The 24,855-nt window shown below is 68.9% G+C and carries 17 protein-coding genes; 7 read left to right on the forward strand and 10 right to left on the reverse strand.

Going from position 1 to position 24,855, the window contains the following annotated elements; all coding sequences use genetic code 11:
• Position 1: 1 nt before the first annotated feature.
• Together NGR01S_RS06180 and NGR01S_RS06185 are read right to left on the reverse strand one after the other, a co-directional pair.
• On the reverse strand, positions 2-697 hold the full coding sequence (locus tag NGR01S_RS06180) for a TetR/AcrR family transcriptional regulator (RefSeq protein ID WP_063035223.1): 696 nt from the start codon (positions 695-697) through the stop codon (positions 2-4).
• Positions 694-2,973, reverse strand: a complete 2,280-nt coding sequence (locus NGR01S_RS06185; RefSeq protein WP_063035224.1) for an MMPL family transporter — start codon at positions 2,971-2,973, stop codon at positions 694-696. The genes NGR01S_RS06180 and NGR01S_RS06185 overlap by 4 nt, the downstream gene beginning before the upstream one ends.
• Before the next feature lie 139 nt (positions 2,974-3,112).
• Here NGR01S_RS06185 and NGR01S_RS06190 point away from each other — a divergent pair, with 139 nt between their 5' ends.
• The 4 genes from NGR01S_RS06190 (at position 3,113) to NGR01S_RS06205 (ending at position 13,757) form a co-directional block, all read left to right on the forward strand.
• Positions 3,113-5,749: a DNA polymerase III subunit gamma and tau gene (locus tag NGR01S_RS06190; RefSeq protein WP_063035225.1), complete on the forward strand. Its 2,637-nt coding sequence runs from the start codon at positions 3,113-3,115 to the stop codon at positions 5,747-5,749.
• Positions 5,750-6,046: 297 nt separating this feature from the next.
• Positions 6,047-7,258, forward strand: a complete 1,212-nt coding sequence (locus NGR01S_RS06195) for an acetyl-CoA C-acetyltransferase (protein WP_063035226.1) — start codon at positions 6,047-6,049, stop codon at positions 7,256-7,258.
• A 39-nt stretch (positions 7,259-7,297) separates the two neighbouring features.
• Positions 7,298-9,448, forward strand: coding sequence for a 3-hydroxyacyl-CoA dehydrogenase NAD-binding domain-containing protein (locus NGR01S_RS06200; RefSeq protein ID WP_063035227.1), 2,151 nt, complete (start codon positions 7,298-7,300; stop codon positions 9,446-9,448).
• Positions 9,449-10,091: 643 nt separating this feature from the next.
• Positions 10,092-13,757 (forward strand): protein kinase domain-containing protein, encoded by a 3,666-nt coding sequence (locus NGR01S_RS06205; protein WP_245664466.1) that lies wholly within the window; start codon positions 10,092-10,094, stop codon positions 13,755-13,757.
• 8 nt (positions 13,758-13,765) lie between these two features.
• On the opposite strand, the gene NGR01S_RS06210 is transcribed toward NGR01S_RS06205, so the two are convergent.
• Together NGR01S_RS06210 and NGR01S_RS06215 are read right to left on the reverse strand one after the other, a co-directional pair.
• The gene (locus NGR01S_RS06210; protein ID WP_063035228.1) at positions 13,766-15,082 is read right to left on the reverse strand and encodes a class I SAM-dependent methyltransferase; all 1,317 of its coding nucleotides are present in this window, start codon (positions 15,080-15,082) and stop codon (positions 13,766-13,768) included.
• Positions 15,079-16,515, reverse strand: coding sequence for an FAD-binding oxidoreductase (locus tag NGR01S_RS06215; RefSeq protein WP_063035229.1), 1,437 nt, complete (start codon positions 16,513-16,515; stop codon positions 15,079-15,081). The genes NGR01S_RS06210 and NGR01S_RS06215 overlap by 4 nt, the downstream gene beginning before the upstream one ends.
• 303 nt (positions 16,516-16,818) lie before the next feature.
• Between NGR01S_RS06215 and NGR01S_RS06220 the strand changes: the two genes are divergently transcribed.
• The gene (locus NGR01S_RS06220; protein WP_063035230.1) at positions 16,819-17,253 is read left to right on the forward strand and encodes an SRPBCC family protein; all 435 of its coding nucleotides are present in this window, start codon (positions 16,819-16,821) and stop codon (positions 17,251-17,253) included.
• A 132-nt stretch (positions 17,254-17,385) separates the two neighbouring features.
• Here the strand turns inward: NGR01S_RS06220 and NGR01S_RS06225 are convergent, their stop codons facing one another.
• A complete protein-coding gene (locus tag NGR01S_RS06225) occupies positions 17,386-17,934 on the reverse strand; it encodes a hypothetical protein (RefSeq protein WP_245664459.1) in 549 nt (182 codons plus the stop codon).
• 142 nt (positions 17,935-18,076) lie between these two features.
• Here NGR01S_RS06225 and NGR01S_RS06230 point away from each other — a divergent pair, with 142 nt between their 5' ends.
• Together NGR01S_RS06230 and recR are read left to right on the forward strand one after the other, a co-directional pair.
• Positions 18,077-18,406: a YbaB/EbfC family nucleoid-associated protein gene (locus NGR01S_RS06230; protein ID WP_063035231.1), complete on the forward strand. Its 330-nt coding sequence runs from the start codon at positions 18,077-18,079 to the stop codon at positions 18,404-18,406.
• An 18-nt stretch (positions 18,407-18,424) separates the two neighbouring features.
• A complete protein-coding gene (gene recR / locus NGR01S_RS06235; protein WP_063035232.1) occupies positions 18,425-19,033 on the forward strand; it encodes a recombination mediator RecR in 609 nt (202 codons plus the stop codon).
• Positions 19,034-19,060: 27 nt separating this feature from the next.
• Here recR and NGR01S_RS06240 read toward each other — a convergent pair whose 3' ends face one another.
• From NGR01S_RS06240 to NGR01S_RS06260, 5 genes are all read right to left on the reverse strand, one after another.
• Positions 19,061-19,705 (reverse strand): hypothetical protein, encoded by a 645-nt coding sequence (locus tag NGR01S_RS06240; protein WP_063035233.1) that lies wholly within the window; start codon positions 19,703-19,705, stop codon positions 19,061-19,063.
• 66 nt (positions 19,706-19,771) lie between these two features.
• The gene (locus NGR01S_RS06245; RefSeq protein WP_063035234.1) at positions 19,772-20,482 is read right to left on the reverse strand and encodes a type 1 glutamine amidotransferase; all 711 of its coding nucleotides are present in this window, start codon (positions 20,480-20,482) and stop codon (positions 19,772-19,774) included.
• Positions 20,479-21,717, reverse strand: coding sequence for a Mur ligase family protein (locus tag NGR01S_RS06250; RefSeq protein ID WP_084480431.1), 1,239 nt, complete (start codon positions 21,715-21,717; stop codon positions 20,479-20,481). The genes NGR01S_RS06245 and NGR01S_RS06250 overlap by 4 nt, the downstream gene beginning before the upstream one ends.
• A 230-nt stretch (positions 21,718-21,947) precedes the next feature.
• Entirely contained in the window at positions 21,948-23,699 is a 1,752-nt protein-coding gene (locus tag NGR01S_RS06255) for a hydroxysqualene dehydroxylase (RefSeq protein ID WP_245664460.1), read from the reverse strand.
• A gap of 165 nt (positions 23,700-23,864) precedes the next feature.
• On the reverse strand, positions 23,865-24,830 hold the full coding sequence (locus tag NGR01S_RS06260; protein WP_063035236.1) for an EamA family transporter: 966 nt from the start codon (positions 24,828-24,830) through the stop codon (positions 23,865-23,867).
• Between the last annotated feature and the right edge of the window lie 25 nt (positions 24,831-24,855).

Here is a 24,855-nt window from a genome sequence, read left to right on the forward strand (position 1 = left end):
ATCAGGCGGAGGAATCCGATTCGCGTATCCCTGCGCGGAGATCCATCACCCACCGGGTCATTTCGGCGGGAGACTTGTCCGGGCCCATCAGTTCGGTGAGCACATGCCCGAAACATGCCGCTTCGAGCACCCTTTCGGCGACAGCCATCGGATCGCCCCAGGGTAGAAAGGGTTTCGCGAGTAGCAGGGAAGCGATCCCGTGCGCCGCCGCCCACAACTCGAGCACCAGCGGGGTGGGGTCCGCACGGTCGATGAGGCCGTCGGCCATGGCCGCTTCGACCGTGGCGGCGAAGTACCGGAACGCGCCGCTGGTCAGCACCATGTCCACCGCGCCCTGATGGGTGGTCGGGATGGTCGCCAGCCGGTACTGCTCGGGATGGTCCAGGGCGAACCGTACGTAGGCGAGGCCGAGGCGGTGCAACCGCAGCGCCGGGGGGTCCGCCGGATCGACCGCCGCCTGCATCGCGGTGTTCAGAGCTTCGAAGACCTCGGCCACCGCCGCCTCGATCAGCGCGCCCTTGTCGGTGAAGTGGCGATAGATGGAGGGTGCGCTGACCCCCACCACACTCGCGACCGCGCGGATCGATACCGCCCCGACATCGCCGGTGCGTTCGAGCAGCTCCCGGGTGGCGGAGATGATCTCCGCGCGCAGCCGGCTTCCGTGCCCGCGTGGGGAGCGTGGCCGCCCGGTGGTCATACGCGCACCGGTGGTTCGGCGCCGGCGCCCGGCACGTCCACGGGCTCTTCGCGGAACCCGATCCGGTCGTGCAGCTCGGCCAGCGGTTTCGGCGCCCACCAGTTGAGGGGGCCCATCAGTTTCATCAGCGCCGGTACGAGCAGCGCCCGGATGAGTGTGGCGTCGGCGAGCACGGTCAAGGTCAGGCCCAGGCCCATCAGCTGGATGAACGACACCTTGGAGGTGGTGAGGGCACCGATCACGATGGCCATCAGCACGGCCGCGGCGGTGAAGATCCGCCCGGTGCGGGCCACCCCGACGGCGACGGCTTCGGTGTTGTCCTCCCGGACCGACTCCGTGTCCGCGCGCCCGGCTCGGCGGCGCAGCCACTCCTCCCGGATGCGCGACAGCAGGAACACCTCGTAGTCCATGGACAGCCCGAAGGCCAGGCAGAACATGAGGATCGGCATCGTCGGCACCAGATAGCCGACGGCGGTGAAGCCGAGCAGCCCCTGCAGATGGCCGTCCTGGAAGATCCACACCATGGCACCGAACGCGGCGGTCAGCGAGAGGGTGTTCAGCAGTAGCGCCTTCAGCGGCAGGATGAGGCTGCCGGTGAACAGGAACAGCACCACGAAGGTGGACAGCACGATGAGCAGGCCGGCCAGCGGTAGTCGCTCGGCCAGCGCGTCGAGCGAGTCCTCGTTCACCGCGGCGGAACCGCCGAACAGGGCGGGGGCGGGCGGGTCGACCGCCCGCAACGCGTCCAACTGTTCCGCGCCGGCGGGGGAGAACGGGTCGACTGCGCTGTTGACGGTCAGGTATGTGCCGGTGCCGTTCGTCATACCGGGCGGCGTGGGGGCGAGCCGGTTACCGGAGACGTACACGCCGGCACCGGACAGCACTCCGGCGACGTCGTCGACCTCGGACAGCCGGGCCGCGTATTCGCCGATCCCGCGTTCGTCACGATATCCGTCCAGCACGATCGTGGTGTTTCCGCCGGGATCGGCACGCGGGAACTCCGCCCGGACCACGTCGCCCACCTGCCGGCTGGCCGCCGAATCGGGCAACACCCGCTCGTCGGGGTAGCCGAACTTCACCGAGAGGAACGGCGAGCCGAGCGCCAGCATGAGCGCCACGATCACCACGGAGACCGGGACCGCGACCCGCATAACCCGCTTGACCAGGCGATACCAGCCGGTCTGCTCCGGCACCATGGCACCCAGCGGCTTCGGTTGGCGGCCGAACAGGCGCAGGATGGGTGCCCGCAGGTCGAGGGCGTTGACCCGGTGCCCGAGCAGTACCAGCGCGGCGGGTAGCACCACGATCGACGCGACGGCGGCCGCGATCACCACCGCGACGCCCGCATAGGCGAACGAGCGCAGGAAGTACAGGTCGAACACGAGCATCGCCGATAGCGACAGCGCCACGGTGACCGCGGAGAACAGCACGGTACGACCGGCGGTCTGCAGGGCTCGGACGGTGGCCGCGCGCGGATCACGGCCGGCCGCGAGTTCCTCCCGGAACCGGCTGACGATGAACAGGCTGTAGTCGATGGCCAGCGCCAGGCCCAGCGCGGTGGTGAGGTTCATCGCGTAGATGGAGACGTCGGTGAACAGCGTGAACAGCTCGAGGATGGCCAGCGTGGCGGCGATCGCGAACAGCCCGACCAGCAGCGGCAGCGAGGCGGCGATCAGGCTGCCGAAGACCAGGACGAGAACCACCAGGGTGAGCGGGATGGCCGCGGCTTCGGCGATGGCCAGATCGTGCGTGATCTGCTCGTTGACCTCGTGGAAGGTCGCCGCGGTGCCGCCGGCCCGGACCGTCACCCCGTCGACCGTTCCGGTGATCTGTTCGCCGAGCTCGCCGGCGGCATCCTGGATCTGGGTCTCGTCGCCCGCGAAATTGACCGCGATGAGCCCGGATTCGCCGTCGGTGCTGCGCAGCACGCTCGCGACCGCCGGTGACGGCGCGGTCCAGTACGACTGGACGCCGGCGGTGTCCGGGTGGGCTCGCACGATATCGATGACCTGCAGGGCACGCGCCCGCACCGGATCCGCGTCGACCCCGTCCGGCGATTCGACCAGGAGGAAGTAGTTGGGCGCCGCGCCGTCGAAATTTTCGGTGAGCTGCTCGGCGGCGCGGATCGATTCGGCGTCGGCGGGGACGAATCCGCCGGATTTCAGCCCGGCGGCCGCGCCGGCCCCGAAGATCCCGCACAGTAGTGCGACGGCCAGTGCGCCGATGAGTATTGCGCGTGGGAATCGGGTGGTGAACTGCGCGACGCGGATCAACATATGGTGGCCCCGGATCAGTAAGTTAGTGGCGTTAGCGTAACGCTGTTAACCCACGGATGGAAGAGGCGGTCCGGTCCAGGCGGCGGGCGGGTACCCACGCCGGGTGCGCGCTGTCGGTCTCCGCCGGTAACCTCTGGCCGTGGCTCTGTACCGGAAGTACCGACCGGCAACGTTCGCTGACGTGGTGGGCCAGGAGCATGTCACCGACCCGCTGTGTACCGCGCTCGACACCGGCCGGATCAGTCATGCCTATCTCTTCTCGGGTCCGCGCGGTTGCGGTAAGACCTCGTCGGCCCGGATTCTCGCCCGCTCGCTGAACTGCGTGCAGGGCCCCACCTCCACACCCTGCGGCACCTGCGCCTCCTGTGTATCGCTGGCCCCTGGCGGTGGGGGCAATCTCGACGTGATCGAACTGGACGCCGCCAGCCACGGTGGCGTCGACGACACCCGGGAACTACGTGACCGGGCCTTCTACGCACCCGCCGAATCCCGCTACCGGGTGTTCATCGTCGACGAGGCGCATATGGTCACCACGGCCGGGTTCAACGCGCTGCTGAAGATCGTCGAGGAGCCCCCGGCCCATCTCATCTTCGTCTTCGCCACCACCGAGCCGGACAAGGTGCTGCCGACCATCCGCTCGCGCACCCACCACTATCCCTTCCGGCTGCTACCCTCCGCCACCATGCGTGGCCTGCTCGCCGGCATCTGCGAACAGGAGCAGGTGCCGGTGGAAGAAGCGGTGTACCCGTTGGTGATCCGCGCGGGCGGTGGCTCCCCGCGCGACAGCTTGAGCGTGCTCGACCAGTTGCTCGCCGGCGCCGGGTCCGAGGGCGTCACCTATTCGCGCGCCGTCGCATTGTTGGGGGTGACCGATGTGGCGCTGATCGACGACGCGGTCGACGCGCTGGCGGCCGGGGACGGCGCCGCCCTGTTCGGCACCGTCGACCGGGTGATGGAGGCCGGGCACGATCCGCGCCGGTTCGCGGTGGACCTGCTCGAGCGGCTGCGCGACCTGATCCTGCTGCAGGCCGTACCCGACGCCACCGAACGTGGCCTCGTCGCCGCGCCCGCCGACCTGCTGGACCGGATGCGTGAGCAGGCCGCCCGGCTCGGGCCCGCGGCCCTCACCCGCTACGCCGAACTCCTGCACGCCGGACTGGGTGAGATGCGGGGGGCCACCGCGCCGCGGCTGCTGCTCGAGGTCGTCTGCTCACGGATGCTGTTGCCCGCCGCGGACGAATCCGAGGCCGCGACCCTGCAGCGGCTGGAACAGCTGGAACGTCGGGTCGCTGCCGGTGTGGTCGCGTCCCCGGGTGGGGCGCCCGCAGGTGGGGCGCAGGTGTCCGGTCCCGCCGAAGCCGCCCCGGCACCCGCGCGGCCGGCTGCCGCGTCCGACCCGTCCCGCCGCCGAGGGGCCGAAGCGCTGGCCGCCCTGCGGGAGTCCAAGACCGGGCGGTCGCCGGAACGCGTGGCTGCGGCCAAGCCGCCGACGTCCGGAGCAGCGGACGCGACGCGCCCCGGGCCCGACCGGGGCGGTCCGGACCAGCAGATGCCACCTGCCCCCGCGGCGTCGGTGGACGCGGTCGGCGGGGGCTCGGTGGAGCCGCGGCATCCCGAGCCCGGCGCCCGTGCGGCCGAGACGGCGCCGGCCGGTCCCGCACCGGCCGCGGCACCGCCGAAACCGGACTCGGCTCCCGAGCCGGATTCGACCGTCCCCCCGGTACAGGCGGAACACGCCCGCACCCCCGGCGCGCACACTTCGCGCGGTACTGGTTCGACCCCGGCCGAGAGGCAGGCGAGTGCGGAGACCGCTGCCCATCCGCCGGTGAGTGGGCAACCCGCCGATCGCGGCGAGGGCTCCGACCTCGCTCCAGCGTCCGCGGCGGCCGAGCCCACTGTCGAACCGACCGTGGCGGCCGGACCCGCTGCCGAACCGGACCCGGCGGCCGGGTCCGGCGCCGACCCGATCGGTCCGGCCGGGCGCGATACCGGCGTGACCCCGGCCGATCCGGAGTTGCTGGCCGCCGTGGAGGCCGCCTGGCCGGAGATCAAGCTCGCGGTCAAGGAGTTCGGGCCGACCATCGGCGCGATGCTCACCTCGGGGGCGTCGGTGGCCGGGGTCCAGGACGGCGAGATCGTACTGGCCCATCACGCCGCGTTGGTCCAGCGGCTTTCGCAGCCGCAGCCGCTGTCGGCGGTCCGCTCGGCGGTGCGCGCGGTACTCGGCCGGGAACATCCGGTGCGCTGGGTCGTCGCGGGCCAGCAGGTCTCGCGGGGTCCCGGTGGCCGCGAGCGGGGCGGACGCCGGGCCGGTGACTCGGAGTCGGGTGATTCCGACGGCGGTCGCCGAGGCGGTCCGCAGCGCCCGGCGCCGAGCCGGGCGGGCGCGGAGACGCCGGACCCACCGCGCCGCGCCGACAGCGACGGCGGCCCGCAGGCCGGTGCCGCCGGTAGTGGACCGGCGAACGGTGCGCGGGCCGGTGCCGAACCGCCGGCGCGCCGGCCGCGGTTCTCGCGGCCGAGCCAGGCCAAGTCCGGGGCCGCGGCGGCGAGCCCCTACGACGACATCCCGCCCCCGGACTACCCGGATCTGCCCGACGATCCGGGTGATCACGGTTACGCACCGCACAGCGTGCCCGCGTCCACTCCGGAGGAAGAGCAGGAGATGCTGGCGGAGTCGGCACAACCGGTCGCGCCGGGCGATCGGCGCGACCCGGACGAGGTCGCGTTGCGGCTTCTGGCCAGTGAGCTGGGCGCCACCCCGTTGAACGGTTGACAAGCACCGTCTCGACCACGTTAAGTTAACCGGAGTTCGCATCCGGCGGTACTATGGGCGGGTAGCTGCGGACTTCGGCGAGACGAGGTTCTATGGTGGGCCGTGAGGTACGGGCTGCTCGGTACCCTCTCGGTTACCCGTGCCGTGGTTTGTACAGCGTATGCCCGCGCGGGTGACCGGCCCGTCAGCGCTGCTCAACTGAATACGGACGGTCGGTCGAACGGCCGGTCGGCGAGGTAACTCGCGTCCGCTCCGCCTGGTGCGGGTGGGCGTATTCCTACGAAGGGACATTCCGATATGACCACAGAGGCCTACATTTACGAGGCCATCCGCACCCCGCGCGGCCGCAACAAGAAGGGGTCGCTGCACTCGGTCAAGCCGATCGACCTGACCACCGGCCTGGTGCAGGAGCTGCGCAACCGCTTCCCGAACCTCGACGAGGACCGGATCTCCGACCTCATCCTCGGTGTCGTCTCCCCGGTCGGTGACCAGGGTTCCGATATCGCCCGCACCACCGTGCTGACCGCCGGCCTGCCGCAGACCGTCGGCGGTGTGCAGATCAACCGTTTCTGTGCCTCCGGCCTGGAAGCCGTGAACATGGCCGCGCAGAAGGTGCGCTCCGGCTTCGAGGACCTGGTCCTGGCAGGCGGCGTCGAATCCATGTCCCGCGTGCCCATGGGCTCCGACGGTGGCGCCTGGATGCTCGATCCGGCCACCAACTACGACACCTACGTCGTACCGCAGGGCATCAGCGCCGACCTCATCGCCAGCATCGAGGGCTTCTCCCGCGAGGACGTCGACTCCTACGCCGTGCGCTCGCAGGATCTGGCCGCCAAGGCGACCACCGGCGGCTACTTCGCCAAGTCGATCGTCCCGGTCAAGGACATCAACGGCCTGACCGTGCTGGACAACGACGAGCACATGCGGCCCGGCACCACCCTGGAAGACCTGGCCAAGCTGAACCCGTCCTTCGCCGGTATCGGTGAGATGGGCGGCTTCGACGCGGTGGCGCTGCAGAAGTACCACTTCGTGGAGAAGATCGACCACGTCCACCACGGCGGCAACAGCTCCGGCATCGTCGACGGTGCCGCACTGGTCCTGGTCGGCACCGAAGAGGCCGGGCAGGCCTCGGGCCTGACCCCGCGGGCCCGCATCGTCGCCACCGCCACCAGCGGTGCGGACAGCACCATCATGCTCACCGGCCCCACCCCGGCATCGCAGAAGGTGCTGGCCAAGGCCGGGCTGACCGTCGACGATATCGACCTGTTCGAGATCAACGAAGCCTTCGCCTCGGTGGTGCTGAAGTTCCAGAAGGATCTGCGGATCCCGGACGAGAAGCTCAATGTCAACGGTGGCGCCATCGCCATGGGCCACCCGCTCGGCGCCACCGGCGCCATGATCACCGGCACCATGGTCGACGAGCTGGAGCGTCGTAACGCCCGCTACGCCCTGATCACGCTGTGCATCGGCGGCGGCATGGGTGTGGCCACCATCATCGAGCGCGTCTGACGCCCCCGACCCTTTATCTTCACGAGGAGACAGAAAACCGTGAGCGAAGCCAACATGATCGGTTGGGAGAAGGATTCGGACGGCATCGTCGTGCTGACGATGGACGACCCGAACCAGGGCGCCAACACCATGAACGACCTCTACAAGAAGTCGATGACCGCGACGGTCGACCGGCTCGAGGCCGAGAAGGACGACATCACCGGTGTCGTGCTGACCTCGGCGAAGAAGACCTTCTTCGCCGGCGGTGACCTGAAGAACATGATGCAGGTCGGCCCGGACAACGGGCCCGAGCTGATGGCCGAACTGACCGAGATCAAATCGGCGCTGCGCCGCCTGGAGACCCTCGGCAAGCCGGTCGTGGCCGCCATCAACGGCGCCGCGCTCGGCGGCGGCCTGGAGATCGCGCTCGCGACCCACCACCGGATCGCGGCCGATGTCCGCGGCTCCCAGATCGGCCTGCCCGAGGCCACCCTGGGCCTGCTGCCCGCCGGTGGCGGCATCATCCGCACCGTGCGCATGCTCGGCCTGCAGAACGCGCTCATGGGCGTGCTGCTGCAGGGCCAGCGCAACAAGCCGGCCAAGGCCAAGGAGATCGGCCTGGTCGACGAGCTGGTCGGTTCGATCGAGGAACTGGTACCCGCCGCCAAGGCGTGGATCAAGGCCAACCCCGAGGGCGGCGTCCAGCCGTGGGACAAGAAGGGCTTCAAGATCCCCGGCGGCACCCCCGCCAGCCCGTCCTTCGCCGCGACCCTGCCGGCCTTCCCGGCCAACCTGCGCAAGCAGCTCAAGGGCGCCAATATGCCGGCTCCACGCGCCATCATGGCCGCGGCGGTCGAGGGCTCGCAGGTCGATATCGACAATGCGTCGCTGATCGAATCGCGTTACTTCGTGCACCTGCTCACCGGGCCGGTCGCCAAGAACATGATCCAGGCGTTCTTCTTCGACCTGCAGACCATCAACAACGGTGGTTCGCGTCCCAAGGATGTGCCGAAGAAGGAGATCAAGAAGGTCGGCGTGCTCGGCGCGGGCATGATGGGCGCCGGTATCGCCTACGTGTCGGCCAAGGCCGGCTACGAGGTCGTGCTCAAGGACGTCAGCGTCGAGGCGGCCGAGCGCGGCAAGGGCTACTCGGAGAAGATCGAGGCCAAGGCGCTGTCCCGGGGCAAGACCACCGAGGAGAAGTCCAAGGCGCTGCTCGACCGGATCAAGCCGACCGCCGATGCGGCCGACTTCGCCGGCGTCGACTTCGTGATCGAAGCGGTCTTCGAGAGCACCGAACTCAAGCACAAGGTGTTCCAGGAGATCGAGGACATCGTCACCCCCGACGCGCTGCTCGGTTCCAACACCTCGACCCTGCCGATCACCGGCCTGGCCGAGGGCGTGAAGCGCCAGGAAGACTTCATCGGCATCCACTTCTTCTCGCCGGTCGACAAGATGCCGCTGGTGGAGATCATCAAGGGCGAGCGGACCTCCGACGAGGCCCTGGCCCGGGTGTTCGACTACACCCTCGCCATCAAGAAGACCCCGATCGTGGTCAACGACAGCCGCGGCTTCTTCACCTCCCGCGTGATCGGCACCTTCGTCAACGAGGCGATCGCCATGCTGGGCGAGGGTATCGAGCCCGCGACCATCGAGCAGGCCGGTTCGCAGGCGGGCTACCCGGCGCCGCCGCTGCAGCTGACCGACGAGCTGAACATGAAGCTCATGCAGAAGATCGCCAAGGAGACCGCCGACGCCCTCGCCGCCGGTGACGCGGCCATGGGCACCGAACGGCACCCCGCCCTCGACGTGATCGACTACATGGTCGAGCAGGGTCGCCCAGGTCGCCTGGAGAAGGCCGGCTTCTACGAGTACGACGAGAACGGCAAGCGGCTCAACATCTGGCCGCAGCTGCGTGAGCACTTCAAGACCACCGCCGGTTTCGACGTGCCGCTGCAGGACCTGATCGACCGCATGCTCTTCGCCGAGGCCATCGAAACCCAGAAGTGTTTCGACGAAGGTGTTCTGGAGTCCACCGCGGACGCCAATATCGGCTCTATCTTCGGTATCGGATTCCCGGCCTGGACCGGTGGTGTCCACCAGTTCATCGTCGGCTACCCCGGCGGACAGGTCGCCTTCGTGGCCCGGGCAGACGAGCTGGCGAAGAAGTACGGCAAGCGCTTCGAGGTTCCCGCGTCGCTGCGCAAGTAGGTCCCGGGGCGGCCGGCCCGGGCGGCCGGTCGCGCCAGACCGTTCGGCACAACCCGTCGCACCGTGAGGTGCGACGGGTTGTGTTGTTTCCGGGGCGCGGTGACCCGGGCCGCGCCCGCGTTACCGCATCGGAACAGATCCGGAATGTGGGCCCGGACCGGCTGTCCGCGCCAAGGCCGCGCATCGGAATACTGTGGATGCCTGGGGATAATTGCGCCCCTCCGGCCCAGGTGGCTACGGCGGTTCGGTCCGTGCTGCTGCTGTTCGCGGGGCCGCGCCGGTCCCGGTCGGCGGCCGGGGCCGGGCACCGCGGAAGCCCGGAACAGGACACGCGAGCCGGGTGAACCGCCCATCGGGGTATCGGGCGCGCTACGTTGGAAGTGAGGACCGGAACGGTTGTCGCGGCGGATTCGCCACCGCAGCCGATTCGTTACGAGTGCGAGGTGGTGAGATGACTCCACGAACGCGTTCGGGCCCCGGGGGCCGCGAATCGGATAACGCCTACCTCGCTTCCGACGTCGCCGGCCCGGAGGATCCGGCCGTCCCTGAGAATCGCGCTGTGCCGCGGGATGTCGAATCCGCCGAATCCGGCGCGGAATCGGCGGACGGCGGCGCCGCGCGGAGTGTGACGCCCGAGCCCACCATGGGGGTCGCCGCTCCCATGGAAGCCGACCCGCAGGAAGCGGAACGGATCGCCGAGGAACTGGCGGCCCTGGGGTTCGCCGAGGCCCACGAGATCGGCCGGGGCGGGTTCGGGATCGTGTACCGGTGTGTACAGCGTGCCCTGGACCGCGTGGTCGCTGTGAAGGTGCTCTCCTCCGACCTCGACCCCGAGAGCCGGGAGCGGTTCCTGCGTGAGGAACACGCCATGGGCCGGCTGTCCGGGCATCCGAATATCGTCGACATCCTGCAGGTCGATGTAATCGCCAGCGGACTGCCGTTCATTGTGATGCCGTTCGCCACGCACGGGTCGCTGGAACGGCTCATCCACGAGACGGGCCCGCTGAGCTGGGCCGATACCCTGCGAGTCGGGGTGAAACTGGCCGGCGCCATCGAGAGCGCGCATCGGACGCGGATCCTGCACCGGGATGTGAAGCCGGCCAATGTGCTGCTCAGCTCCTACGGTGAGCCACAGCTCACCGATTTCGGGATCGCCCGGATGCCCGGAGGTTTCCGCACGTCCAGCAGCCAGATCACCGGTTCGCCCGCCTTCACGGCTCCCGAAGTCCTCAAGGGCGCCGACCCCACCGTCCGCTCGGATGTGTATGGGCTCGGCGCGACCCTTTTCGCCCTGCTCACCGGCCATGCCGCGTTCGAGAGGCAGGCGGGGGAGCGCGTGGTCGCGCAATTCCTGCGCATCACAACTCAACCGGTACCGGATCTGCGGGAGCGCGACATTCCCGCAGATGTGGCCGCGGTGATCGAACAGGCCATGGCCCAGGAACCGGAGGAACGGCCGGCCTCGGCCTACGAGTTCGGGGAGATGCTGCGTGCGGTACAGGTTGCCCACGACCAAGTCCCCGATGAGATGGCACTGCTGGACCCCGACGTCACGGCGGTCGATGCCGCGCCACCCGCACACGACCGGGCACCGGCGGTCACCGCGCGGCGTAGTTGGCCGCTGCTGCCGCCGACGCTCGCGGGTCGCAAAGGTGCCGATACCGCCGAGGCGAGCCCGTTCGGTGTCCCCGGCACGCGCAAACCCAGGCTCGGATCGGGCCCGCACAGCAGCGCGTCCGGCCGTCTCGGCACCTCCGGCCATGCACTCGAACATTCACCGGCCACTCTGCCGCCGAGTCCGGCCACCAAGTTCCGCCCGCCCACCCCACCCCGGGAGCCGGTGCGTCGGCCGCGCTTGCTGGACATCCTGCGTGAGGGGGTCGGCCGCCGGCTCACTGTGATCCACGCACCCGCCGGTTTCGGTAAGAGCGTGCTGGCCGCGCAGTGGCGCGACGAACTCGCCGGACTCGATCTTCCGGTCGCCTGGATAGGCATCGACAGCCGGGACGACAACGAGGTCTGGTTCCTGGCCCACCTGATCGAGGCCGTCAACCGGATCCGTCCCGAGATCGGTACCGGGCTGGGCCAGATGCTCGAGGAGCGTCCCGCCGATACCGTCGCGTTCGCGATAGCGAGCCTGATCGACGAACTGCACACCAGCGGGAAGCCGGTGGTCGTGATCATCGACGACTGGCACCGGCTCACCGATCCGGGCGCCCTACGGGTGTTGTCGGCGCTACTCGACAGCGGCTGCCATCATCTGCGGTTCGTGGTGACCAGCCGGGACCCTTCCGACCTGCCGATCGGCCGGATGCGGATGAACGATGAGCTGGTGCAGATAGATTCCGAGCAACTGCGCCTGACGCGCGCCGAGGTCGGTGAGATCCTCGTGCAGCGCAACGGTTTCCCGCTCGATGCCGGCCAGCTCGACCGGGTGTACGCCGCCACCGACGGTTGGCCCGCCGCGATACAGCTGATCAGCCTCGCCCTGCGCGACAACCCGGATCCCGGGGATCTGCTGAACCGTATGTCCGAAGGCGGTCACGGCATCCGCGAGTACCTCGCCGAGAATGTGCTGGACACCCTGGAACCGGAGATGCTGGACTTCCTGTCCGATCTCGCGGTGATCGAGCATGCGAACGGGTCCCTGGCCACCGCTGTCACCGATAGCGACGAGGCCCCGCGCCTGCTCGAGCAGGCCGAGCGGCGAGAACTGTTCGTGCGCCGGACCGATGAGGATCCCGAGTGGTACCGGATGCAGCCACTGTTCGCCGAATACCTGCGGGCGCGACTGGAACGGACCCGGCCGGGCCGGGTGAAGACGCTGCACCGGCGGGCCGCGCGCTGGTTCGCCGAACGCCAGCTGCTGCGCAGGGCGGTGGATCATTCACTGGCCGGAACCGATTTCAAAACCGCGCTCGACCTGTTGGAGAGCGGCGGTATGGACCTGATCGACGGTTCGCGGGTGGCGACGCTGCTCGGGTCGGTTTCGAAACTGCCCGTGCAGCAGGTCGCTTCGCGGTCGAAATTGCTGATGGCGGTGGCCCGCGCGAATGTGAACCTGCAGCAGTCCACCGCGGCGCGCTCGGCCCTCAATCGGCTATCCAATGTGCTGTCCCGGGGCCCGGAGGACGATAACGAGGTACGCACTCAACGTTGCCAGGCCGCGGTGCTCGCCGCCTCCGACGAGATCTCCCACGACCGCACCACCGGGGTGCTCGAACAGGTCGCCGAACCACTGAAGCATCCCGACGAGCTCCCGGCGTGGACGGTGGCGACCGCGGCGAATATCAGCGCCTATGTCCGGCTCTGTGAATTCGACTATCCGGCGGCGGCGGACATGCTCGAGTGGGCGCGGCCGTATCAGGAGCGGTCCCGCGAACCACTCGGGGAGATCTTCGCCTGGTGCGGCCGCGGGCTCCTCGCCTACGAACAACTCGATATCCCGGCCGCGCTGAGCGCTTACCGGCAGGCCTACAAAACGGCACAGACCCGGTCCGGGCCACGTTCGCACGGCGTGCGAGCGGTCGCCGGGCTCCTCGGTGAACTGGAATACCGGCGCGGTGACCTGAACGCCGCCGAGGAACTGTTCGATGAGAGCTATCAGCTGGTCGCGCGGATCGGCCCGATCGAATCACTGATCGCCACCATGGTGACCGGCGCCCGGGTGAAGGCGCTGCGCGGCGATCTCACGGCGGCGGCGGTGCGCTTGGCCGAAGGAGCGCGGATCGCCGCAGATGACCAGCTGTCCCGGCTGGCCGCGCATATCCGGGCCGAGCAGATCCGGCTGGGCATAGTGCAGCCGGGTCCAGGCGATCGGCCGGAGGCCGCGGACAGCACCGCGCGCGTCCTGGCCCGATCGACCGGGCGCGACCGTGGCTCCGATCCCGACGGTGCGCCCACCGTGCTGAACATCGAAGCCGGTGAGGTCACCGTGATCCGCGCCCTGCTCGATTCCGACGACCGGCAGGATCACGAGCGCGCGGCCCGCCATGCTCGTGCCCTCTACGGACGTACCGGCGAACAACAGCGGCCCCGAGCTCAGCTCGATATGTCGCTGCTGCTCGCCGAATGCCTGGCCACCGCGGGCTGGGTCGGCGAATCGGCCGCCCTGCTGGCACCGGCGGTCTCCACCTGCGCCGAACTCGGCTGGACCCGGCCGCTACTGGATGCCGGGCCCGCGGTCCGCGAGATCCTGCGCGTGGTGCGTGACGACCTGCCGGTCACCACGCCGGACGGAACGGACACGGTCCGCACCCTCGGCGAGATCCGTGTCCCGATCCGTTTCCTCGACGAACTGCTCAGCTGAGCAGCCGGTTACGGCTGCCACCAGGGACGCAGCGGTACCTCGGGCTGCCCGGAGGATCCGAGTGCGACGCCCAGCACCTGGTGCAACTGCACCACATTGCGTTCGAAACCGAGCCGGCTGCCCGCCATGTACAGACCCCATACCTTGGCGGTGCCCTCGCCGGCCTCGGCCACACAGGCGTCCCAGTTGGTGACCAGGTTCTTGCACCATTCGGCGAGGGTCAGCGCGTAGTGCTCGCGCAGATTCTCCTCGTGCAGTACTTCCAGGCCGACGTTCTGGATATCGCTGATGATGCGTCCGGAGCCGATGAGCTCACCATCGGGGAACACGTACCGGTCGATGAAATCGCCCGCCTTGGTGGTGCGGGTGTTGTCCGGCCGGGTGATGCAGTGGTTGAGGAACAGGCCACCCTCGCGCAGCTTGCTCTTGATGAACCCGAAGTAGTACGGGTAGTTCTGGACCCCGATGTGCTCGGTCAGTCCGATCGAGGACACCGCGTCGAACCCGGTTTCGGCGACGTCGCGGTAATCGGAATGGCGCACCTCGGCCAGCTCGCCGAGACCCTCCTCGGCGATTTTCTGCTGGGCCCAGGCGGCCTGTTCGGCGGAGAGCGTGGCACCGATGACCCGGACCCCGCGTTTGGCGGCGTACCGGACCATACCGCCCCACCCGCAGCCGATATCGAGCAGGCGATCGCCTTCCTTCAACCGCAGTTTTTCGAAGACCAGCCGGTACTTGTTCTCCTGTGCCTGCTCCAGCGTCCAGTCCCGCTCGCCGTAGCACGCACAGGTGTAGGTCATCGACGGACCGAGTACATACTCGTAGAAGGTGTTCGAGACGTCGTAGTGGTGGTGGATGACCTCCGCGTCGCGGGCCTTGGAATGCCGCAGCCCCTCCAGGGCGATCCGGCGCCAGCGCGGCAGCGTCTCCTGCGGGGGTGGGGGGACCGGACGCAGCCGCTCCCAGCCCAGCGACCGCGCGATCGCCACCAGCGACAATGCCGACGGACGTTTGAACTTGAGGTCCGTCATGGCGGCGAGGATGGCGTACGGGTCGCCGGGATGCACGCCGGCCGCATCCATATCGCCGGATATGTAGGCGCGCGCCAGCCCGAGATCACCAGGCGCGTTGGCGAGATAGTTGATCCCGCGCGGGTTGCGGATATCGAGTGCGAATTCGGAATCCACCGGTCCGGTGGTGCTGCCGTCGTAGGCGGTCAGCTTGATGGGAACATCGCCGTCGACCAAGGTTTCGACAACCTCGGCGATACTGAGTCGGGTGCCCAGGTCCGCGAAAGCATCGGATCTATCCTTGAATGTCGTCATCTGCGTTGCACCGCCTTCGAGTACAGATCCAGCAGGCGCTGGCCGGGATCGTAGCGTTTCTTCAATGCTTTGTAACTTTCACCGCCGTAGAGAGCGGCAAATTCCTCGGGCTCGTAAAAAGAGTCCGAGTACAGGGATTTGTGTCCGTCGAATTCGGTGACGGTTTTCTCGATGGCACGGTTCGCCGCGCCATCCAACCGGCCGGGCGATTTCGGAACCGCCGACCAGAAGCCGATATTCACATAGGTGCGACCGGGTCGCAGCGGGTACAGCGGCCAGGGGCGATCGCTGTCCGGGGCGCTGGAATCGCGCAACCGCAGCGGGCACAACCAGATGGGTTCGATGGGAATCTCACGCAGGAACCACTCCACGAAATCCGCAGTGCGCTCCACCGGGACCTCGATGTCCTGCACCACACGCTCCTGCGGCGGTTCGCCTTTCCGCGCGGCCAACTTGTCGCCGATGTTGTAGCGGTGGTCCAGCGCGACCAGCTTCCAGTAGAAGCTGCTGCGCCGGTAGCGTTTCGGCCAGAAGCGGCGGATCTTCGGATTCTGCGTCCCGAAGGCGCGCGAGCACCAGAACCAGTCGGTGTCCCAGCGCCAGAGATAGTCGTGGATGGTCAGCCGGTCGCGCTTGGGTGCCGGGCCGTCGTGTTGGATGGAGCGGTAGTAGATGTCCATTCCGGTGTAGTCGCTGACCGGGCCCGGTTCATCGGTCTGCCGGCCCAGCGTCAGGTAGCTCTCCCCGGCACTGAACACGACCCCGTCCAGATAGTCGACTCGTTCACCGTCATGGCTGCGTTCCTGTACGACCCGCTCCAGGACCGATTCGAGTTCTCGCAGATTGTGGAACCGCAGGTGGCGCAATTCCACGTAGGGCAGCACCGATTCCAGCTCGATCTTCAGGCGGGTGGTGTAGCCGAGCGTGCCGTAAGAGTTCGGGAAACCGCGGAAGAGTTCGGCGTCGGCCCCGTCCGGGCGGATCGTGACGATCTCGCCGGCCCCGGTCAGTACCTCCATCTCCAGCACCGATTCGTGCGGCAGACCGTTGCGGAAGGAGCTGGATTCGATTCCGAGCCCGGTTACCGCACCACCCAGGGTGATGGTCTTGAGCTGCGGTACCACCAGCGGCGCCAGGCCGTAGGGCAGCGTGGCGGCCACCAGCTCTTCGTAGGTCGTCATCCCCGCGACCTCGGCGGTTTTCGTAACCGGGTCGACCTCGATCACCCGGGTGAGGCCCGAGACGTCCAGCCCCGGTGCCGTGTTCTTCGCCCGCGCGCGGAAGAGATTGGAGGTCTTCTTGGCCAGTCGCACATCGGCGTCGTCCGGGATGGCACGATAGCTCGCGAGCAGGCGATCGACACCTGCCCGATATGCGGCGAACCCGGATTCATATGCGGCCGGACCGTGGCCGGCCTTCCCCAACAGACTCATTGCCACGTCTAGACGCTAGCCCTACTCGGTCTCGAGCGGCCACAGCGGGGGGATTGTCGGTGACGAAATGTCACATATCCGTTGCACCGTGTTCGAAGAACTGTTTACCTGGGTTGACTGCTCTTCCTGAATTGTCGGTATTTTTGGCGCGCGAGCAAGTTCACCTTCCCCACCTTCGCGAACCAGCCCACAAGCTCGATTCCGCGCGTGGCAGCGCCGAAAGACACAGCCTCTGCCCCGCCCTGCCGGCGGCGGGGCAGAGATACTGGGACTGTCAGAACACATCCCGATAAGGAGTTCACCGTGGGACAGGTCAAAGCCGGCAGTTCGATCGAGGTCGCCGCAGACCCGCAGCGCACGCTGGCAGCGGTCACCGATTACACGGAGGTGCGCCCGAAGATCCTGTCGGCGCACTACCGCGACTACAAGGTGGTCGAGGGCGGGCAGGGCGACGGCACCGTCGCCGAATGGACGTTGCAGGCCACCGAGAAACGAGTGCGCAATATCCGTGCCCAGGTCTCGGTCGCCGATAATGTCGTCACCGAGAAGGACGCCAATTCCTCACTCGTCAACACCTGGACGGTCGCACCGGCCGGATCGGGTTCGACGGTCACCCTGGAGACCACCTGGCAGGGCGCCGGCGGTGTCAAGGGCATCTTCGAGGGCATCTTCGCCCCGCTGGGCCTGCGCAAGATCCAGGCCGAGGTGCTTGCGAACCTGAAGCGCGAACTCGCCTGACGGTCCCCCTCGGGCCGGACGGTCGCCGGCCGCGGATTTCCGATCCGTGCCGGTGATCGTCCGGGGCCGGTGCCCCTGGTCGGCCGGGCGGGGCGGTACGGCGGTTCCGGCCGGTCCACGGGCGAATCCGGCTCAGGTGAGGACGAACGACAGCAGTACCGGGGCCCGCGTTTCGCCACGCCACCAGGAGTAGCCGAGCCACACACCGGGCACGACCTCCCGGATCTCGTCGTAGACCTGCGGCGTGATCGCGGGTGTGTAATCGAGCACCCAGGTGGGTTCACCGTCCTCCCGGGACGGCGCCAGGTAGACCTCGGCCGGCCAGCCCCCGATATCGGCGCCGGTGACCCGGTTGATCAACCGGCCGCCCTCGGGCCCGGTGTCGAAGGTTTTGCCCAGCCAGAACGTGGGCGCGATGGGCTGGGCGATCGAGCTGGAGGTCACCCAGCCGTTCTTCACCCCCGACGGCACCGCGCCGGCCTCGGCGGCCAGGTAGATCTCGGCGTGCTGCCGGGCGGTGCAGTGCGAACGCAAGGATTCGACGGTGACCGCCGGCGCGGCCGGATCGATGACGCAGCCGTTGCCGTGGTCGGTCACCTCATGGGGGTCGGCTTCGGCGGTCGCCGCGCGGAACACGCCGGATACCATGATGAGCGCACCCAGCAAATATCCCTTGGACACAGTTTGCTCCAATAACAATCAAGATCTCGGCGCGGCGCAATCGCACCGGCGAAGTCGATCTTAGGGCGGCATCGGGCGGCGGCGGAATCGGCGACCGAGGCGGTCTAGGCTGAATCGTGACCCGTCCGTAGAGAGGAATCCCGTGCAGCCCGATGGTCAGTTCGATATGCAGCAATTGCTCCAACAGGCCCAGCAGATGCAGGAGCAGGTGATGGCCGCGCAGGCCGAGATCGCCGCGGCCGAAGTGGACGGCCAGGCCGGCAACGGTCTGGTCCGGGTGACGATCAAGGCGACCGGCGAGGTGCAGTCGCTGACGATCGACCCCAAGGCGGTCGACCCCGAGGATGTGGAAACCCTGCAGGACCTGGTGATCGGTGCGGTCAACGACGCCATGACCAATGCCCAGCAGTTGGCGGCCGAACGACTCGGACCGCTGGCCGGCGGCGGTGCGCCGGGCCTGCCCGGCTTCTGATCGCGCCGGGGGATCGCGGTGTACGAGGGTCCGGTTCAGGATCTCATCGACGAGCTGGGGAAACTCCCCGGTGTCGGTCCCAAGAGCGCGCAGCGGATCGCATTCCATCTGCTGCAGGTGGAACCGCCCGAACTCGACCGGTTGCAGGCGGTACTGCAGAAGATCCGCGACGGTGTGCGCTTCTGCGCGCAGTGCGGCACGGTCGCCGACGGCGAGCTGTGCCGGATCTGCGCCGATTCGCGCCGCGACCGCAGCATGATCTGCGTGGTCGAGGAACCCAAGGACGTACCGGCCATCGAACGGACCCGGGAGTTCCGGGGCCGCTACCACGTGCTGGGCGGTGCGCTCGACCCGCTGAGCGGGGTGGGCCCCGAACAGTTGCGGATCCGGGAACTGCTGACCCGCATCGGCCGCCAGGACGACGGGGTGGATGTCACCGAGGTGATCATCGCCACCGATCCGAATACCGAGGGTGAGGCGACCGCGACCTATCTGGTGCGGATGCTGCGTGATTTCCCTGGACTCACCGTCACCCGGCTCGCGTCCGGTCTGCCCATGGGCGGCGACCTGGAGTTCGCCGACGAACTGACCCTGGGCCGGGCGTTCTCCGGCCGTCGGGCGCTCTGAGGACCGCCGCGGCCCCGGTCGCGGCGGTCACAACGTCAGCTGTTCCCAGGTGAGCCGGTCGAGCCGGGCGCGGTCCTCGCGCGCCCAGTCCCAGACGAGACCGGCCACCGTATCCGGGCCGGAGACACGGGTGGCGAAATGCCGGTCGGGCCCGCCGTCCCGGTATTCGAGGGCGTAGTCGTCGGCGGATTCCCGGTAGGTCTGGATATAGACCTCGGGAGCGCGTTCCACGATCAGATACGGGTTCGGGTCGCCGAGTTCGCGCACCCACAGGGCGGCCAGCGCCTCGGTCAGATAGGGGAACTCTCCCGCCCCGCCGTGGGTCACCGTCACCGGAATATGCCCGGCCGGGTCGATCAACCAGGTCAGCTGCGGATCGTAGATCGCGTAGTCACGCGGGGTCGCCAGCCGGAACAGCAGATCCCGGACGAAACCGATCGCGTCATAGGGGCTCGGTACCGGCAGCACGGCCCCGGTCGGCGCGCCGCCCAGCGGCGCGACACTCAGGAAACCGTCCTCCTCGGGCAGTTCCGCGTCGCGGGCATTGAGCTCCGCCGCCATGGCCGCGATCTCCGCCGTCTCCGGCAGCCCCTGCTGGGACGTGAGATACGCGTCGACTTCCGCGGGAGTGGAGGCGACACCGGACGGCAACAGCATATGGTCGTAGCTCACCAGAGGAGTTTATTGCCCGGCCGGAGGAGGCGGCCGACCGGACGAGATCCCGGGCTCCGGGCGAACTCAGGCGCGCAAGCGTTCCGCACGGAGTTGGTCGACTTCGGGGAGGTCCAGCGGGGGCAGGGCGTCCACGCCGAGAGCGCGGCACAGCAGGTAGTCGGCGAGCTCGGGGTTGCGGGCCAGGGCGGGGCCGTGCATGTAGGTGCCCAGGACCGAGCCCTGCACCACACCTTCGAGTCCGTCGCCGACACCGTTGCCGATACCGCGGGTCACTCGGGCGAGTCCGGTGGCGTCCGGGCCCAGGGTGGTGCCGCCGCGATGGTTCTCGAAGCCGGTGAGCGGTGCGGACAGGTCGGCGAGCAGCGGGTTCGTCGTCACCTCGCCGATCGCGCGGGTCTGCTGCGGGGAGGTGGTGGCGTCCAGCAGACCGACGCCTTCCACCCGTTCGCCGCTCGAGGTCTCGTACCACCGGCCGAGGACCTGGATCGCCGCGCAGATCGCCAGCACCGGGGTGCCGCGCCCGGCCGCGTCCTGCAGGCCGGGGTACCGCAGCAGATGGCGGGTGGCCAGGCGCTGGGCGGAGTCCTCGGCGCCGCCGAGGGTGTAGATGTCCAGTGAGTCCGGGACCGGGTCGGGCAGGGTGATCTCCACGATCTCGGCGTCGATATCGCGCAGCCGCAGCCGCTGCCGCAGGACCAGCGCGTTGCCGCCGTCCCCATAGGTGCCCATCACATCGGGCAGCACCAGGCCGATGCGTACGGTCGAATCACTCATCGGTTCCGCTCCTGGAGGTCACGGTTGAGGTCGCGGAAGGCGGTGTAGTTGGCGAGAACTTCGACCGGGCCCGCCGGGCAGGAGGCGATGGCGCGTACGGGGTCCGCGACGGTGGTGTGCGTGACTCCGGCGTAGGTGAGGCGCACCGCGAGGTCGGTGGCGCGCTCCCCGGCGGCCACGACGTGGACGTCCTCGAAATGCTCGAATCGCACATCCCACAGCCAGGACAGGTCCTCGCCGTCGGGTACCTGGCCGTTCACCGCGATCACCAGGCCCGAGGCGCTGTGGTCGATCATGGACAGCGCTTCCTGCCAGCCGGCCGGGTTCTTCGCCAGCAGCAGCCGGGCGGCGTGTTCGCCGACCTGGACGGTGCGGTAGCGGCCCGCGATCTCGCGCACGGTTCCGGTGGCGGCGCAGGCCTGTTCCGTGCCGGCGCCCACCGCCACCGCCGCGGCCACCGCCTGGGCCGCGTTCCCACGGTTCGCCCGGCCGGGCAGCGCCAGCCGCAGCGGCAGCCGGACACCGTCGGGCCCGCAGAGTTTGTCGCCGTCGAGCCACCAATCCGGTTGGGGCCGAGCGAAATCGGTGCCGGTGCTGTACCAGTGGGTGCCATCCCAGAGGATCGGCTCCCCACTGCGCGGACAACTGGTGGCGTCCATTGCCCAGCCGCTGCCGGCGGCGACCCACACCACATTCGGATGGTCGTAGGCGATGGAGGTGACCAGTACGTCGTCACAGTTGGCGATGACGACGGTGTCCGGGTGCCGCGCCAGCCCCGAGCGCAGCCGCCGTTCGATCATATTGATCTCGCCGACCCGGTCCAGCTGGTCGCGGCTGAGGTTCAGCAGGACGACCGCCTCTGGTTTGAGGGCGTCGGTGACATGCGGAAGATGCAGTTCGTCCACTTCGATGGCCGCCAGCGGCGCGTCCCGGTGGACATTGAGCGCCGAGACGATCCCGGCGTCCATATTGGCGCCGTCGGCCTGGGTGGCGACCTCACCCAGTGTGCTGAGCGCCGCGGTGGTCATCCGGGTGGTGGTCGATTTGCCGTTGGTGCCGGTGATCAGCACGGTGCGCCGCCCGCGGCCCAGCTGCTTCATGATCTGCGGGTCGATCTTCAGCGCGAGCAGCCCGCCGATCATCGACCCGTTGCCACGGCCCGCCTTGCGCGAGGCCCATGCCGCCGCGCCGGCCACCCCGAGGGCCAGCCGCCCCCGCACCGATATATCTGCCACGCCGGGCAGTCTAATGACTCCGCGCGCCCGGCTTCGCGCGGCGCGGGGAGTTCACACCACAGTGACATGTCCACGCCGGCGCCCGGCTCGGCGGCCGGGCGCGCGACCGCGGTCGCCGCCGAGTGGCCCTGCCGGGAAACATCCGGGACCAGGCCGATTCGGACTGCTCGGCGGGCGCGGTCGGACCGGGACGCAACAGTCGCCGGACCGTGCCCGACCGGACAGCGGCTTCAGAACTGGATATCGAAAGCGTTCGGTCGCCCCGCCGCGTACGCGTCGGCGTCGGCGCGACGCAGGGGCTCGAGTTCCGGGGCTCGCCAGAGCGTGTAGGTCGTGCAGCGGGGTGCGTCCGAACCGGTGACCTCCAGCAGCGCGTTCACCGCCGCCCGGGCGGATTCGTTGGCGCCCTCCATGGTGGCCAGGTCGATGTTCGTGCGTACGTAATCGCCTGCCAGATAGAGGTTCTCGACACCGCCGTGCGGTTCGGGCCGCAGCTCCCACGATCCCGCGGTGTTGATCAGCAACGGGTCGGCGTTGGCGTTCTCCCCGCGCTCGGCGTGCCAGGTGATTCCCGGGTCGAGGAACCAGGAGTGCAGGTCGGCGTCGCCCAGCACCTGGTCGCGGTCGTTGAGGTGCGCGAGGATCTGGGCCCAGGTCTCCTTGGCGATCTCCTCGTGGGTGCATTCCTTGGCGGTCTTGCCGAACAGGATGCCGGGTGTGTTCCAGTCGGAGATGTCCACCGACAGGCAATCGAGTACCGTCCCGTCGCCGTACCGGTCCAGTTTGCGCGACCACAGCGCGTTCTGCGCGATGGAGGTGAGCGACCAGGGCGAGTCGATATAGGCGGCGTGCCCGCTGCCGAGTTCGGGCCGGTGCCGCAGGTAGAACTGGATACCGCTCATCCAGTCGGTGTACAGCCGGCTCATCGACGCCAGCTGTGGCCAGGCGGAGAGGATGTCGGCGTTCCACAGGTCCCGGGCGCGTTCCGCGGGGAGCGCCATAATGAAGTGATCCGCTGTCACGGTTTCGGCCGCCCCGGATCCGGAGACGATCCGGGCGCCGGTGATCCGCCGGCCCCGGATCTCCAGTCCCCGCACTTCGGCGCCGACTTCGAACCGGACCCCCAGGTCGCGCAGCCGGGCCACCCAGGGGTCGATCCACGCGACATTGGTGGGACCGTTCAGCACTCGGTCGAGGTCGCCGTCGTGGCCTATCTGCATCGGATTTCCCAGGAACTGCTCGCCCATCGACCCGATCGTGCGCACACTGGCCAGTTCGTCCCTGGCCGCGACCAGCAGGCTGGTGAGAGTGCGCGAGACCAGCGCGCGGAACTCGTGGGACCGTGCGTGCGCGCCCACGAAATCCGACCAGGACGTGTGCTCCCACTGGCCGAAGCGCCGCGCGTCGCAACTGGTGTTGAAGACCAGCAGCCGGTTCGCGAAGAAGAGGCCCTCGGCGGGCGGCATCTTCAGTGTTGTGGAGATGACCGAGGCGAGGCTTTCCCGCATCCCTTCGGGGGACGCGGCGTCCACTCGGCCGAAACCGAGCGGCGCGCGGATATCGTCGGCGTCGGCCCGGGCGAACCGGGCGTCCGGGACGCCGACCAGGTTGTCCCATACCCCGTTCGCGTTCCCCTCGAACGGGATCCGCCGCATGGTATCGGGAATGTGCTGGTAGAAGCCAGGAAAGAAGCGGAAGCCGTGTTCGCCGGGCAGATCCGGCCGGCCCTCGGTCCCGGTGCCCGGTACCGGCATGCTGCGGGCCTTGCCGCCGAGTGCCCGGCGTTCGTACACGGTCACCTCGAAGCCGCGTTCGGCGAGCTCATGGGCCGCGGTGAGCCCGGCGACACCGCCACCGAGTACGGCCACCCGCGCGGTGGGCCGGGCGCGGGCGGCCGTGCCGGGTAGTGCGGTGACGGCCGCCGCTCCGATGCCCGCGGCCGCGGTGGCGCGGAGCACGGTTCGCCGGGTGTACGCGCCCACCCCGGCAGATCGACCTGGAACCTTCGTGGCACCCGACGCGGGCCACCGATGTTCTGCCATGTTGTCTGCCGCTGCCTAACCCGGGGTAGCTGTCTCGATCGCGCCAACTCTAAACGGGTTCCGGCCGCGCCGGTGCACCGACCGCGCGATCGATGGGGCGACATCTCATCTGACGGCGGGTTCCAACGGCCGCGCCGCGGCGGCATCCACGGGTAGGTCGGCTATCTCGCCGGCGGGCGCCGGCGGAGTCGTCTTCCGGGCACCGACCGTCGCCGCGAACGCGCCGGCGATCACGATCACCCCGCCGGCCAGACTCGCGGGCGCCGGTGTCTCGCCCAGGAAGATCCAGGCGGCGGTGAAGCCGACCACCGGGACCAGCAGTGACAGCGGCGCGACACTGCCGGCCGGATACCGGCTCATCAGATAGGTCCACAGGCCGGAACCGACGATCGTGCCGAGCACCACGATGTAGAGCAGGCCGGCCAGCGCCGGCCAGCCGTCGGCCGAGAATGTGCCGGCCAGTGCCCGGATGCCGGTGGTCGGGCCCTCCCAGAGCACCGAGACCGCGCACAGGGGCAGCACCGGCACGGCGGTGATCCACAGCGTGAGATGCAGCGGATTGCTGCCCGGCGCTTCCACTCCGGCCTGACGCGCGCCCAGATTACCCAGTGCCCAGCCGAACCCGGCCGCCAGTGTGAGCAGCACCGGCAGCAGCGCGGCGTGCGCGAACTGGTTCCAGCCGATGACCGCCATCCCCACGACCGCGACAACGATTCCGGCGATCTGCACCGGCCGCAACCGCTCGCCCAGCAGCAGCGCCCCGAGCAACACGGTGAACGGCGCCGCGGATTGCAGCACCAGTGAGGCCAGGCCGGTGGGCATGCCCAGCCGCATCGCGGTGAACAGGAACGCGAACTGCAACATTCCGAAGCCCGTGCCGTACAGCAGGAGCCAGCGGGTGCGGACGGCGGGGCGCGGGATGAACAGCAGCGCCGGTACCGCGATCACCGCGAACCGCAGCGCGGCGAAGAAGAACGGTGGTAGATGGTCGAGTCCCACGCGGATGCCGAGGAAGTTGAGACCCCACAGGAGTATGACGGTCAGGGCGATCAGGCGGTCACGGGACGTCACCCAGTAATCATGGGATGTATCAACC

It is taken from the genome of Nocardia grenadensis NBRC 108939 (assembly GCF_001613445.1).
GTDB lineage: Bacteria > Actinomycetota > Actinomycetes > Mycobacteriales > Mycobacteriaceae > Nocardia > Nocardia grenadensis.

Coding starts and splice junctions, on each gene's coding strand:
- NGR01S_RS06205 (WP_245664466.1), top strand. CDS start 10,092: ATGGGGGTCGCCGCTCCCATGGAAGCCGACCCGCAGGAAGCGGAACGG.
- NGR01S_RS06210 (WP_063035228.1), bottom strand. CDS start 15,082: ATGACGACATTCAAGGATAGATCCGATGCTTTCGCGGACCTGGGCACC.
- NGR01S_RS06180 (WP_063035223.1), bottom strand. CDS start 697: ATGACCACCGGGCGGCCACGCTCCCCACGCGGGCACGGAAGCCGGCTG.
- NGR01S_RS06215 (WP_063035229.1), bottom strand. CDS start 16,515: ATGAGTCTGTTGGGGAAGGCCGGCCACGGTCCGGCCGCATATGAATCC.
- NGR01S_RS06245 (WP_063035234.1), bottom strand. CDS start 20,482: ATGAGTGATTCGACCGTACGCATCGGCCTGGTGCTGCCCGATGTGATG.
- NGR01S_RS06185 (WP_063035224.1), bottom strand. CDS start 2,973: ATGTTGATCCGCGTCGCGCAGTTCACCACCCGATTCCCACGCGCAATA.
- NGR01S_RS06195 (WP_063035226.1), top strand. CDS start 6,047: ATGACCACAGAGGCCTACATTTACGAGGCCATCCGCACCCCGCGCGGC.